8 protein-coding genes are annotated in these 14,619 nt (G+C 51.7%); 5 read left to right on the forward strand and 3 right to left on the reverse strand.

Annotated features, from left to right (window positions below; all coding sequences use genetic code 11):
• The 5 genes from DBR24_RS10705 to DBR24_RS10725 all read left to right on the forward strand — a co-directional run.
• A partial coding sequence (locus DBR24_RS10705) for a hypothetical protein (protein WP_218278131.1) occupies positions 1-2,013 on the forward strand: 2,013 nt, incomplete at its 5' end.
• A 445-nt stretch (positions 2,014-2,458) separates the two neighbouring features.
• Entirely contained in the window at positions 2,459-3,151 is a 693-nt protein-coding gene (locus DBR24_RS30920) for a Shedu immune nuclease family protein (protein ID WP_158277029.1), read from the forward strand.
• A gap of 96 nt (positions 3,152-3,247) precedes the next feature.
• Entirely contained in the window at positions 3,248-4,846 is a 1,599-nt protein-coding gene (locus tag DBR24_RS10715; protein WP_128614709.1) for a VPA1262 family N-terminal domain-containing protein, read from the forward strand.
• Positions 4,836-5,465: a phosphatidylserine/phosphatidylglycerophosphate/cardiolipin synthase family protein gene (locus DBR24_RS10720; RefSeq protein WP_128614710.1), complete on the forward strand. Its 630-nt coding sequence runs from the start codon at positions 4,836-4,838 to the stop codon at positions 5,463-5,465. The genes DBR24_RS10715 and DBR24_RS10720 overlap by 11 nt, the downstream gene beginning before the upstream one ends.
• Positions 5,462-7,441, forward strand: a complete 1,980-nt coding sequence (locus DBR24_RS10725) for a hypothetical protein (protein WP_128614711.1) — start codon at positions 5,462-5,464, stop codon at positions 7,439-7,441. The genes DBR24_RS10720 and DBR24_RS10725 overlap by 4 nt, the downstream gene beginning before the upstream one ends.
• Before the next feature lie 176 nt (positions 7,442-7,617).
• On the opposite strand, the gene DBR24_RS10730 is transcribed toward DBR24_RS10725, so the two are convergent.
• The 3 genes from DBR24_RS10730 to DBR24_RS10740 all read right to left on the reverse strand — a co-directional run bounded on the left by DBR24_RS10730 (position 7,618) and on the right by DBR24_RS10740 (position 14,613).
• Positions 7,618-9,060 (reverse strand): hypothetical protein, encoded by a 1,443-nt coding sequence (locus DBR24_RS10730; RefSeq protein WP_128614712.1) that lies wholly within the window; start codon positions 9,058-9,060, stop codon positions 7,618-7,620.
• A complete protein-coding gene (locus DBR24_RS10735) occupies positions 9,060-14,093 on the reverse strand; it encodes an AAA domain-containing protein (RefSeq protein WP_128614713.1) in 5,034 nt (1,677 codons plus the stop codon). The genes DBR24_RS10730 and DBR24_RS10735 overlap by 1 nt, the downstream gene beginning before the upstream one ends.
• 298 nt (positions 14,094-14,391) lie before the next feature.
• Entirely contained in the window at positions 14,392-14,613 is a 222-nt protein-coding gene (locus tag DBR24_RS10740) for a hypothetical protein (protein WP_128614714.1), read from the reverse strand.
• Between the last annotated feature and the right edge of the window lie 6 nt (positions 14,614-14,619).

Raw genomic sequence — 14,619 nt, forward strand, 5'->3', positions numbered from 1 at the left:
ATTTTGAGACTGCAAGAAATCTGGCAAAGCTGGTTCGTCAGAGCTTCAGGGGCGGGAACTGAGGAACGGCCAATCTCACCAAATCAATGCCTCGATGAAGCGATTCTCAGTGGTGGTTCTGTGACCCCTTTGGGCGCTGATCGTTTGGTATTCTTGAATCCTCTGCGGATGAAATACGCCCCCGCACCACTGACGTTCGTTTGTAATAAATGCAGCCTCTTCAAACGTTTTAAATCAGTCCATGATCTAGCCAAAGGGATGGAACAGCTGCGGAAGAACCACTGCACAGCAGCAAATGCTAAGGGTGTTTGCCAATGGCGGCAGATCGATGTGGTATTCGTGCATTGGTCGGGTGAGTGGATGCCTGTAACTCCTGGTCGATGGGAGTGGGATGAGCGTAACAACACACGTAGGCTTTATGGTGAGGAGTGCAATCTGTGCGGTGGATATGACTTTAAACTGAATACCGACTCACCTCGCATCGGTAAGTGGCACTTCTACTGTGCCAAGCCCTCCTGCGGGCACAAAGGCTCGAATGAATGGCGTCAAAACGATAAGTTCACGACGGAGGTCTTCCGCGACCAAGCCAGCAGGCGTGTCAGCGAACGACGGATGGAACCTATCTCGTATCGAGCGTCGTCAGCGTACTATGCTCAATCCGAGCAATTTGTCCTATTCCCGGAGTCGGAGCACCAGCTGATCACCCTGCTGGAACCGCAACGGGAAGATGAACTGGGTACCTTTATCGGCACCCTTTTTAGATTTGGTGGCGCTGAACTCACACCTGTGGAAATGAAGTCAATTTTGCAGTCAGCCGGTAAAGCCGAAGAATGGGAGTCTTACGAGAATTTTTCTCGGATGCGCGAGATTGCGGCTAAGTCAGGGGATACACCCATTCAAACAATGATGGATAGCGAGCTCAAAAAGCTTGTGAATAGATGGACAACCAGTAATCCGCCGCTAATACCACCACGGGTTGATCTTCCGCCAAGCATAAATCAGCAACTTGCGTTGCGTAGCGATTACACCAGCCGCTTCGACCCCTTCGTTCTGGCGGTAGAGCATGAGGCATTGAACAGGGGCAAGCTTTCGGCGCCACCCGATGGGGGGCGCGCTAAGTTTGTGCGTTTCAAACATCTTGATAATGACCTTGCGCCAAGAGAAACAAATGCTAAAGCGAAGCAGGAAGGCGAAACTCAACAATTGATGAAAAAGCTTGGCATGGCGGATCTGGGATTGATCCGAGAATTTGACCTGTGCCGATTTACCCATGGATACACGCGTGTTTCCGCCACACCAACACTGAATAAACGCAACCAGGATATGCCTGTTCGCTTGAAGCTCTTTGAGCCCTTAAGTAATGGCAAACGACCTGTTTATGTCGTGACCCAGGCTAACGAGGCATTGTATGTGCGACTCGACCCTGATGCCGTTTATAAGTGGTTACAGGCTGTAGGGGTCTCAGACTTGCCGCAGTGGGACAGCAGCGGCTCCATCAAGCTGGGTGGGAAACTGCTAGAAGTTGCAGAACCCTTCGGACGCTATTTCTCCCTTCTCAAAGAAGGGGATGCATCAACCTACCGCTACGTGTACACCCTGTTGCACACATATGCACATGCGCTCATGAAAAACGTGGCTGAGCTGTCAGGCTTGGACCTGGGCTCTATGGGGGAGTACATCTTTCCCCTCGACCTCGCATTTGTAGTGTATCGAAATGGCACCACCATGGACCTTGGCAACCTGTCATCGTTGTGGCGCAACGAAAACAATCTATTCTTACGGCGGTTCTTAGATACGTCGATCCATCGGTGCAACTCAGGTCGACTTTGCGATGCCGCCGGAGGGGCTTGCCCTGACTGCATCATGATTCCGGAAACGTCGTGTGTTGCGCAAAATCAGCTGCTGTCGCGTGCCGTACTGAAAGGCGGTCCTCCACCTCGCGAAGATGCGACACACAAGGGACAGCACATCCGCGGTTTTCTCGAGATGACTAACGAACACAATGAAAGCTGAATTACTCCACGCCTTTGATGTACTCACGCCACACTGCGATGTTAGCGCAGCCTTATGTGAAGCAGCAGGTCAAGGTGCCCTAGATGTGCCCCTGGACGTGCACTCCATTTGTACTCGTGTCGGACTTCCGCAGGCACGAGCTTCGTCAGTAGAGCGGACGTTGATCATAGGGCAAACGTGCAATTTGTTCACGCAGTCAACGCCACACAAATGGCAAGTGGGTGATCGTGTTCTGGCGTTAGAGTTAGCTCCCTTTTTACACGGTGCCCGGCTTTATCGAATACGTGTTAGCCATGCTGGTGGGCCATCCCCAACCCGCATGCAGCACGTGCTTATGACGGAAGCTCCCGCGCCCAGCAATTCAGAAATCGATACGGAGTCTGAAAACACGGACGAATTGGACCTCGCGTCAGGGCTCAGATGCATGGGTCCATCGCAACGTCCAATGGACGCATCGGAAGTTCGCCGGCGTGCGGTGGTAAAAGTCCGAGAGGATCTTCCGGCGCTTGCCGCTGAGCACCCACTTACCTTAATGGCGCTGCATGCAGATATCGAGCGGGTCTCGCTGCAGCAAATGATCGATTCATATCGCGACATGCTTGCTCAACAACTGAGCGAGAACATATGGCAGAAATTTTTCGATCAGAACATTTTTATTCTGACGATGTTGTTTTGTGGACCCGTGCATTTGGTAAGCGGACAGTTTCATGCCCAGCCCAGTGGAATCAGAGGGACAGGAGCCCAAATAGGTGACTATCTTTTTCGAGGAGCCGGTCAGGTTCTGTCAATTGTCGAGATCAAAAAGCCCTCTACGCCTCTTGTACAGAAAAGAGAATATCGCCATGGCGGCGGGGTCCATGCCCCAGACTCAGAGTTAAGCGGGGCAGTCAGTCAGGTGTTGTATCAACGCCACTCGCTACAGACGGCGTGGGGGATTCATCGTGATGATGAGATTCTGGCAGGCTCTCGGCCTGATAATACCCGTTGTGTGGTAATCGCAGGAACCCTACCCACCGAATCAAAGCAACTACGTTCGTTTGAGACTTTTAGATATTCCTACAAGGATGTCGAAATAATCACCTTTGATGAGCTTCTGCGGAAGATGGAGCTTTTTCTGATGCACCTAGTTGCTGAATAGCTTTCTTAGTGGCGTAACACTTACTCAACGTGGCGTCATATTTATACTGTTACATTATTTATGAACTCCCTGTAGTTCTTCACTAAGAGATTAGAGATGGCATTGAGCGACTTTCATGAATGGGCTGTTATACGGCTCGCAGTGCTTCAACAGACAAAACAATCAACCGGGCGGCTATTATTTGCCACAGTCACATTGCTTGCCCCTGGTCGTCCCATTCCTGAAAAGATGATTGGGATCGAGCGGCTCTCAGTAGGAAAAAGCGGAGCAACCCTTGTTTTTCGGCGTACCGTCTTGAGCACAGATTCGGCCATCACATGGTATCGCTCTTTATCCGCTGGCGAGGTAAAAGCACCTATCCCATTCAGACATGAGGATATAGAGCGTTATGACATGTGTACCATCATCGTTTCAGAACTGGTCGATGACCCGGCATGGCCAAAGCTCGGTCTGCCCATAGGAAAAGATCTCTTGGATCGATCGAGCGCAAACAACCATCCAGCCCCTTTCATCGGAAATGCTCCAGCTCGTGTACACCGCCGCATTGGTGATGACAGCGCTTTAAAGTTTGTATTGTCAGATGAAAAAGCTCGGGGCTTTCTTACCCGACGATTACATCTGGACCTACAACACTACCCGGAGTACCTGGGAGGGGCTGCACTTGTGGCGCCGGACCCTATAATTAAACAGATCGATAATTTTATGGTCCCGGCGAATGCAAAGCATGGTGAGCGCATTATTTACCGTTTCGTCCCTCGCCCGGGACAGAATCTACAGGGAATGCTTATTACAACGTTTGATGAGCATAGTGGATTGTTAACAGATTTCACGACCAGAAGCATTCCCGAGGATGGAATTTTCGAAATTGATAAAGGGATGTGTCTTGGTCGCTATGGCTATGTAGTAAGTCACCCGGAGCATGGGCCGCTGGTCCACCGTCCACCAGCTTCTTTCATACGTATAATGAATTTTTCACTGAGTGCGGTCGAGAAGACGCGGCGGGTGCGTGTACCAATCGGAGATTCACCAAAATCCCGTTCAATAGAGTATGAAGGCGTTCCTGAAACAACTTTAGCCTCGCAAAGTGTTATGGGGGGGCCTGATCCTGTTACGGCTAATAATCGTATTGGGGGGGCCAGCAGGAGACGTGAAGCAGTGCAGCGGGCCCAAGAGCATGGTCAACGCTGGTTTCCCAATGGTTCGCGGGAGAAGGCCATGGGATTTGTGCAAGACCAGATTAAACAAGCCTCGACCCGCATTATAATTGCCGACCCCTACCTTTCCGGTTTGCAACTAGGTCAGTTTTTGTACGGTGCCAGGCCCTCTGGATTGACCATCACATTGATGACATCGGCTGCCGCATTTTCGGATATCAAAGAAAAAAACGATGTACCAAAGCACAAAGTACAGAGCGAATTCTTACTAAGCCTACAGTCTTTGGAGATCGATCTAAAAGCTAACGTCACTGCCTATCTGCTTAAAGCTAATATTTTGCATGATCGCTTCATGGTCATCGATGACGATGTCTGGTTTCTGGGGAACTCTCTAAACGCGCTAGGCGACAAAGCATCAATGATCGTCAAGCTGCCTGACCCACAAGAAGTAATTGATCAGCTCGAGCAAATGATGTTGTCCGAAACGGCGTTAGATCCACGTTCTGAAAAGATCAGGTCAGGGCAAAACAATGAAAACTAGCCTTTTCTTTTCAGGAGTCACAGTTGCTACTCCTGCACCACCACCATTGCCAGAAAAGACGATTTTCTGGTGCGATCAGGATGGTGGGACACAGCGCTTCCCATCTGACCGGCAAGCCATATTCGACAGAATGCACGCTTCGGAGCAGACCCCATTACAAGCATTTGTTAAGGCGGTTTCTCAGGCGCAAGAACGAATCTGGGTTGTAGACGAGTATCTGTTCGCTCCTGCTGAAGGAAAGAAGCCAATGGTTAAGCTTGGTCAGATTCTAGATTGGTTCAAACCAGGTCTGGCAGCTAGCGATATCCGTATGTTGACCAAGACACACGAGGAAATTGATACAGAGATGCTGACGTTGTTCGAAGTGCTGGGTGACGAAATCAGCCTTGAGCCCCGCCGCCCCACAAGATGCGTAATTGAAGTCAGAACTCATCTTACAAAAAGCCATAACTACCTTCATGATCGATTCGCGATTATCGACGACGAGCTGTGGCACTTTGGGGGAAGCGTGGGAGGCTTTCATCACACTGTTAGTGCGGCCAGCCGAGGCTGGAGCGCTTTAGAGCATGGCGCGATCGAATTCTTTAAAATGATTTGGGATCCGAGGACAGGTAAATGAGCCAGCAGTGGCCATGCGAAACGCTGAGGGACACTCGGCAGGCAGAGCGGGACTCAGAAGATTTTAAACAACTTCTGACCGAAATTTTGGAAGCTTGTTCTGATGACATGCTGGAAGCATTCGAGAATATAGTGGGCTGCATCATTCACGGGAATTTGGAGATTTTAGATGTAAAAGCACGCGTTCTCACCATTATTCCCGCGTCTTGGAATGAGGATGAGCTGTATGTCAATCTACTGGTCTCTTGGATGAAAGCAAAAGCTTTGGCCGACTCTCCAACGGTCGATACATGGGAAAAAATTCGTCAGCTGGACAATTGCCCCTATGTACTCGACGTTTGGTTGATAGACGCCATGACAGTGTGCGGACAAAGTAAGATCGATGTTCGCGAAAGCTACATATCACTGGCCAAATTCGTTTTATATGCGCTTGCAAACGGCACCCTCAAGGCAGTGATGAGCCGCAATCAGGATCTGCGTGCCCAAGCGCAACTTTACTGGCAGCGATGCACTGATCGGTTGGATGAGATATGGTGGGGATTGAGGAACTGGGATGTTCTGAACTATGAGGACGAGTTCGCGATCTTCCGGATTTTCTATGATCTAGACCCAAAAGGATTCATACACGAAGCCTCTCTTCTGCGGGACCCTCACCTTCTGACATCAATGCTGAGTGTCAACGGGATCGGAGGCTTCACACCCAATTATGAAAGTTGGGAACGTTTTGCGATCCAAGCACCGATTGCCTTCCTAAGCGACGGAACCTGGAACGGCTCCCTATTGATGCCACTACTATTGGTCGACGCCCGCGATCAGATCATTCGGGCTGGCCTTGAACTACCTCGTGGATCGGAAGGCGAGGTCGAATCAGAACTCGTAAAAGTGACCAGTGCGCCTCTGATCACCAGTGTTGTTAACCTACTTGCCAATCGTCGGGACGCCTCCCCTCTTTTTGCCCGATTCTCCACTTGGCTGATGCGTAAAGTGCTGGAGTCGACAAGAGAGGAGATCGAAGACCCCAGAAATGCTGGATACTTTGACAGTGAGTTACTCGATGCAATCGGAAATATCCTTCCCAGTTGCCCTCCCTTAGCGTGCCCGCCTGAAGATGCAAGTCCATGGGAGCACTGGAGTTATAGATGTGCGCTAGCCTCACACGCACATTCCGGTGTAATGGACGCCCCAGACGTTCAGACTTTTCTGAAGGAGTGGGAGTTGTCCGCAGATGATTGGATGCGACGATCTGGAGAACTTTTGCGTCAACGCGCTGAATTCTACGTTGGCCAAAAGCGAGAATTCCCAGGTCTGGTAGCTTATCTGTTAGCGTACCCGTTTGTTTGCGCTCCCGAACCAGCACAATTGTGGTCCAATCTGTGGGTGAATACTTACGCGCTGAGAGAGATTGTCGAGTTTGGGTATCCAGATGCTGTCAACGGGTACCAATCTCGCTCGGACGCAAGTAGCCTTACATTAATGGCGTTCCAAATTGGTCTCGCTTTACTCGATCAGGTAAGCGCATGCTGCCAAATCCCAGACTCTGATCTCGCTCGGAGTATGAGCAAGCTACACAGCGCCCTCGCCCACGCCGCACTGCAGATGCTAGAAATCGACGATACTTTAGTCCTCAAGAGTTGGCAGAATGCTTTGAGGCATCTCGCAACCAGGCGCATGGTCTGGGAAGCACCCGGCGCGATCAAGCCTTCTAACATCTTTCTCCCTGATGATATCCCCACTACAGCTCACTATTTTCACAAATTAAGTTCCAATCCTTTTGAAATGCTCACACTTATGCATACCGCCTTGGCCAATGAGTACGACTTGAATAATTTACGAACACTGATGCTTCAAACCGATCTGAGGCTGTCCGATATAATTGCACTTGTAAAACGTCTTAATCAATACAACGAGTACAAATATCCTTTAAATGGGAATTCAATGGCAGCCATTGAAAAACTTGCTCGGGATCTCGATTCCTGAGTAATGAAGCTTTGCTATGAATAGCCTAGGTTTTCTACGCCGCGTCCTAGGTCGCAAGATGTGTAAGGCACCAGTGCGAAATCGGCGTCATTTGCGTAGTGCTCAATCTTTTCGATTGGGTAGAACCCGTCGAAGGCTCGAAGCCTTTACCCCACAGCTGCGAACGCCCCTAGCCACTATGAGGCGGCGGGTCGTTCGAAGCTACCGAGGTAGCGCTGCGTATTACCTATGACGTACTCGCTCATCGTGCGGTTTATCAGGTTTTCAACATTCAGGATCTTGGCGGCATCCTCCGTGATGAATCCGAATGGGATAGGCACCGGAGACAACGTCGGCAAAACCAAGTGGTAAATCACAACCGCGCATTTTCCGTGAATGACCATCGCCTCAAGCGGAGCCAATTGCTCTGATTCAACAAAGCCGCACAGAAGCAGTCTGGCATTGTTGCAGTCGCCTTTTGCGCGCTTGATCGCCGGCCAATCATCGCTGGCAGAAACAGGGATCAAAATCTTAGCGTCGAAAACCGGTTTACCATCATTCCCGCCGCCCTTGCTTTTTGTTTTTGAGAGATCAGAAAATGCACTGCAAATCTGGGCATGCCTGGCCGAGCGGCCCCAGAGCTCGTGAGAGGCCGGAGCCAGCCAGGACAAGCTAATCGGGGTGGCTTGCGGTTCACCCTGAAGCGCTTTCTGATGTTTGCGCAGTACCGAAGAAACTCTATCCCAGTTTTGCTGTAATTGAAGCGATCCAAAAAGTCGCAGCCCGGAAGACTCTCTAACCTGTGCCACGGCACTTGCGCTGTTGTACAGAGCAGAAAGGTCCAGCCCATTTGAAGACATGAAGTCATAGGCGTCCGAATCTCCCAAGATGTCGGCGAGCTGAAGAACCTGATTGAGGTTTCCTCTACCCAGCATGCGGCCCAACTGCTCCGTACGCTGACGCATATAGATCTCGTTTTCGCGCAGGCCTTCCTTCGCGACAAAGCGTATCTGCCGAGAGTCGGCATCAATGCTTACACGCTCTTCTATCTTTTCCCAGCCATCCCTTACTTTTTGAACGCCTGCGACCTTGTAGAGCTCCGGCGGCCCTCCGTCCTGGGGCTGCCCGCCCAGGTGACCAGCGCGATAAATGTCGTAAATCTGACGCATGAACGCACCGACGGCCTTAGCACCGGACTCGGAAAGCGTATCGCTTGGCGCCTGCAATTCCAGGCAACGTTTGGAGTCGGCATCTCCAAGGCTTTTTCCAAGGCAAGTAAACGACAGGAGCTCAAACACGAACATCTGCTCGCGCTCTTCCTTGCGCTTCACAATCGGTGACTCATGGTTGCTGGCAAACAAGCCACGGCCTTTATCGGTCAGCTCTATTCGCCCATCAGGACGCGTTTTAAGCTCCCCCGTTTGTAGAAACGGTGTGATTGCAAAACTGAGCTCTTGAGCCGTAAACCCGAAATAATTGGCGATTTCAGCTGGCAGCAGCGCCGAAATTTTTAGCAGCCGCAGAAGAAATTCCGGTACGACTGGCAGGCCCCCTTTGTCCACAAGGGTGTACTCAATACGGAACTGTTGCGCGGGCACCACCACGTCCAGCTCGAATAGAACAACTGGGTTAAGTTCCATCAGACAACCCTCCTGGCCGGCGTCACTGGTTTGATGCAGTAGTTGATCGTGTCCTGTTTCGTCTGGATAAAGCTGGCTACTTGACCCAATGGAAGCCTCGCGTTCCTGCCGCTCCACATTTTCAAACTACCTACGATGACCAACCGCTCCATCGCGCGTGACATCGCGACGTTGATACGATTCGGGGTCGCCAAAAAGCCAGGTGATTGATCCGCTTTGGCCCGAGTCAGGGAGACTATGATGATGTTGTTTTCTTTACCCTGATAACTATCGACGGTCTCAATTTTTACCAGCTTGCGGAACTCCTCCGACCAGATTTTCTCGGCAAATCTCTTTCTCACTAGTTTTCGCTGATCGAGATACATGCAGATGACCCCGATTGGAGGATCTTGCGACTCGGCCATCTCCATAGCCATGCCCGCGCAAAATTCGGTGTCCTCTGCGATTTCTTCTAGCAGCCGTATGATCGCATCCGCTTCAGCATTGTTAGACAGGCTCAGCGTGCCGCTGTCGTAGGCTTTCTTGCCTAACTCGCTGGTGTCGATCCAAGTCACCACATGGGACAGGCACTCAGGAACCTTTTGTGAAAAATAGGTAGGGCTTGGTCTGTAACCATTCTCAAGGTCTATGTCATAAAAGATCTCGTTAACCAGATCGCCAATCGCTGGAAGCATTCGATATTGCGTATTGAGCGTCGCCCGAGTGGCACGCCCATACTGGGAATGGAACACTCGCTCAAAGTCGCTGCGCATGACCTGCTGGAATTCAGCTGAGCTGGTGGTAATGCCCAGGGAACGGGCAATAGCTACCTTATGTTCTTCCTCATACGTAGGACGCAGCTGGTTGTGGTCGCCGACTAGCAGGACCCTAGAGCCCACCTGCATGGCGATCGCCAATTCACTCGGCGCCGATCGAGCAGCCTCGTCGATGATGACCCAATCAAAATGGGTTTCTGCAAGTTTGAGATGTTGCAGTCCGATACCCACGCAGGTGCCGCAAACCAATGTCCTGGACCGCATGAGGAACTCATCATAATTGGCCCTGTTGCTCGACAGGCGCTCAACGTACTCATGAGAAAGTTGGATCAGGTCAAGGCAGTGTTTAAATTCCGGAGGCCGCACGCCATGAACCGTTTGGACGTGATCATAGATGCGCTCCAGCAATTCTTGGGGTGAGCTTTCGCCCTCACCCAGCTCGCCAAGAAACAAGCTGGCATTAAGATTCAGCTCGCCCATCAGAGAGGACTTCAGCGCTTGCAAAGCCATTCGATCTGCTCCGCTTCCCTGAGCGCGCAAAATTTCCTCGTCCAGCTTTTTCAACGATCGGACCAAGTGAAACACTCGCTGATTCACATCGACCATCGTCTGGGCAAAAGCCTTACTTAAACCCAACGACGAAGCCATGAAGCCCACGCGCTCCTTAAGTTCAGCGCTAAACCCATTTCTCTGGCGGTCGACGATATTGCGAGAATAAACGTCCAGTAGCTCCTCAGAGACAACCTGATCACGGTTACTGAAACGTACAACGTTCAACTCGGTGTCCAGTCGACGGCAGTGCGCGCGGATCCGTTCTGCTGCAGTATTGACAGCTTCATGAGACTGGCTGACAAGGAGGATATTTCGCACCCCGACCTTGCTGATCAGATAATGGATGAAGGCCGCGATGAACTCTGTCTTACCTGTTCCCGGAGGCCCCTGCAAAAGGCCCACTGGGCCTGTGGTGATAAGCTGCGTAAATGCGGCACGCTGGGCCTCATTCAGCCCGATGACCGTGCCACTTGCAGTAGTGCGTTCGTATACTGCAAAGTCTGAATCGCTGGGCTCTTCAGCATATCTCCTTGGTGCCAGTTTGCATTTTTCGTCGAAGTAATCCATCAAATCCGGCAGCACTGATTGGCGGTTCATAATCCGCTCCATCGCACCACGACGACGCGTCATTGATGTCTTATTTTGCCGGCTTTGGAGGAACAATTGAGAGTCAGCCTGCACGCGTTTCGAACGACTGGAGGCAAGCACGTAGACTGCATCACGCACGCTCATGCCCAGGTTGATCTCACCGATATCAATATCCTTCTCCCCGTCTCTGAGGATCAGTCGGATGTTGTCTCCCGCCTCAAAACTCTCAAGGGCCTTCGCATCCATGGCGTAGGGAATCAAAAGTCCTACGCCATCCTTGTGGAAGTGTGGTTCTTCGGAAACACGGAAAGAGGGCTGGGCCTCAAGTTCCGTAGAGGTGATGGTTTTCCATATCTGGCTGACAGGAAAACTGCGCACTTTCACAGCTTCTAGCTGCGCCTCATCTATGGCCAGTCCGTTGTCCTCGTCCTCACCAGTAATCGAGTCCGCAACGCTTTCACCGTCCTCAATCGCCGCTTGCTTACGCACTTCAGCGTCATGCACCTGCGCGGCGAGATTTAAAAACGCCTCGTCTTTTGCCAGCAGCTTGGTCAGCTCATAGACATTGACGCTGGTACCGCCCGAAATGCTGAACCGTGCCTCTATGTGGTGGTTTGCCTGACGCGCCAGATAGGCGGGAACCCGCATCTCCTGATTGGCTCTGAACGCATTTACAAACTGCTTGGAAGCAGGATTGAACTCGGTCAGTAACTGCCCGCCGACACCTGCGAACGTCACCTCCAAGGCTTTGGTGGGGGCTCTTTGGTCGGGTTTCACTACAACGAATACTTTCCCGTTGTCAGGTAGGATCTCAAATGCATCGCCACTTCTGTTTCTAAGGACGACAGAGACGGTTTCAATGGTTTTTGCAGGCGTGAAAGCAGCTTCCAGAGCATCCTTGAAACGCTCCAGGGAAAGAAAGCCGGATTCAGTATCTTTCTCATGCGCGACGGCCGCCCTCAGGGCGGGAATGTCCTTTTGCGACGGCACGTCCCAGTCCATGTCCAAGAGCTCAAACACCATTCTCATCACAGCAAAGTTGTCTCGCTCTGCTGGGGTGCAGTTTTCCAATACGGGGCTGTAGCGGGTGTTGACCGGTGACGCGCCTGAAGCCGAGAAATCCGGACAGTCGAGCAGGTAGACTTGGGTATTTTCGGGAGCGGAACCGACATTGACTTTGACGTTGTGTGGATGCAGATCGCCGTGGCTCAATTGCTGGCCATGCAACCCGTCAACTGCCTCGATTAGCCCGTGGGCGACTACGATACGGGTCTCAACTGACAACCCCTTCAGCTCATCCCAGTGCTCACCGTCGATATGCTCCTGAGCCAGGAATGGGTTACCGCTGCGGTCGTAACCAAAGTGTTCAATTTTTGGCAGAAAGGCGAAACCGCTTCCTTTCAACTGTTCCAGGACTTCAAAGAAAGCCATCAACATCGGCCCTTGGCCGTCCTTGGGATCCCGGGCATTGATCGACGGCCACGATTTCACGACCAGGGCGCCGGATCGATAAATCAATTTCTCTGCCGTGTCGGCGATAGGGTCATCGTCCTCCCGGTAAGCGGAACTCAGCCGTAGATCGGTAGAGAAAACGTCCAGCTGCCGGTCATCAAACTCAAAACTGGCAGAGTTGTCGGGTGTAGACTCGCTCAATGCCTGCTGAAATGCACCGGCATGAGCGAACCGCTCCTTTGGATCATTCTGCAATGCTTGCACGAGGACGTTTGCAGGCCACTCTTCTGATGACTCAACCTGAGCTTGAATATTTGCAACGTAGGCGACATCGAGCTTCAGAGGCATTGGCCGGGCCTGAAGCAGATGCCAACCGATCAGCCCGAGCGCGAAGACATCACGACAAAATGGCGTACTGCCTTCCATCGCAGTGTCCAGGTCTTCAGGGAGTGCGATAGCACCGATGCTCAGCAGGGCACGCAAATCGCCGAGAGTACCGACAGGCTGATAATAGGCACTGATGAAATTGGAAAGAGCGATCGATGACGATGGAGAGAACCACACGCTGTGGTCACCCAGATCACGGTGAACAATGTTGAATCCATGCAGCCCGGCAAATTGGGCCAGAAGAATTTTGAAAAGCTGGACGCGCTCAAGCGCAGTCATCCGCTCCACAAAGCGGTTGATGAACTCGTTCAGGCGGTAATGCCCGTCCGGCATTTCAAGCAATTCGGCATATTGCTCGGTGATACTGTCGGGGCTGGCATTACGCTTAGGGCGAGCACAGCGATTCATCAACTCCTGATCGCGCAGACGGAGGTAGACCATGACATCCCTCTCGCGAGACAGGATTCGGTACCGTCCTTCAGTCGTTCGAGCACGGGTGTCATCGAGCTTCGAAAAGTCCCAGAGCCGGACCATCGCACGGTCATCCTTGTTATGGATATTGACCGCGTCGTACTCTCGGTAGACTTCTGTTGGGTGTGTGAACACCGCTTGAGGCTGCGCACGGTAGTCATCGACAACAAGCTCTTTGGGCTTAACCGTCCCTTCATTGATGATGCCATCGAAGAAGCCGAAATGCTCGTTCAAGCCGATATTCGAGCGCGCGTTGAATCGGTCTTTAAACCGCTTAGGGTCGGCCATTTCCAGAAAATCGTCCAGCAGCATGACATGCTGCATCTCGATCTCAGGAAGATTCAGGGTGCATTTGCCGGTGAGCACAATGCAGAAGTCGATCCAGGGCTCTTTCCCGTTAGGTAGCCGAGACTTTAGGCCCTTGATTCGTTTCCTCAGCTCAAAGGTTTTCCGACGAGTTTTGTCTACCGGCGAGACTTCTGTTTCCTTCCCGTCTTGGTGCCATTTACCGCCGTGGTTGGTGATCTCGCCGCGCCAGTGCTTAAGCTCGACAACAAGAACAAGGCTGTGGGTGACGATGACAAGATCGAACTCCCCATCTGAGCCCCGCGAGTTAGCAAAACGAAAGCCTGCGTAGCCGCGCCAAGGCCATACGCCATCGCCTGTCTCAGGTTTCTTCAATTGTTTCAGAACGTCAAACGACTTCCCTTTCGTGGGGCCTGATCCTGGTTCCGGAGGAAGCTCTTTGGGCCCAAATGCTTTGGCTATCTTGTGGATAGCGTCGATCTCAAACGAAAGGAGACCTCCTTCCCAATAGCGTACGTCCATGTAATCCCCGCGACTATTCACAATGGAGTCAATCTGCCATACGTTAAGGGAAATGGTGGCCTATTGAAATAAAATGTCGGGGGATTTAGCGATTTTGGATCCGTTTTCTTGAGATCCGCCTAGCCCACATTTTTCGCTTTCTAGGACTAACTTCAACTTCATCCGCGTTCAAGGCTCGGGCCTCGCCGATGACGACGCCCAACTGCGCCACGATCCATTCACTCCCACTGACGGGCCAAACGATCGCTCCATCCGACAACTGACCGCCAAACGTCTGCTCTTGGCCGATTTTTTGCTTTTAGCCACGGCTAGCTTGCGGTCGAGTCCAGCCGGTCATGAAAAGACCATGAGCACTGGTCAAGTGGCATGCAGTGATTGCCGAAGGAAAACTTAATTCAGTGTCCAGGATTAGTTGGCCACCACAAATGCTGCCTGGAAGCCCTCCTGCAAGATATGCTTGACCTTCAAACCAGTCAAAATGCAACAGTGCTTCGCCCAGCGCAAAGCCAATCAACGCCAAGGAGTG

Origin of the sequence: Pseudomonas sp. HMWF006 (assembly GCF_003061205.1) — a bacterium.
In the GTDB taxonomy this organism is placed as follows: Bacteria; Pseudomonadota; Gammaproteobacteria; order Pseudomonadales; family Pseudomonadaceae; genus Aquipseudomonas; species Aquipseudomonas monsensis.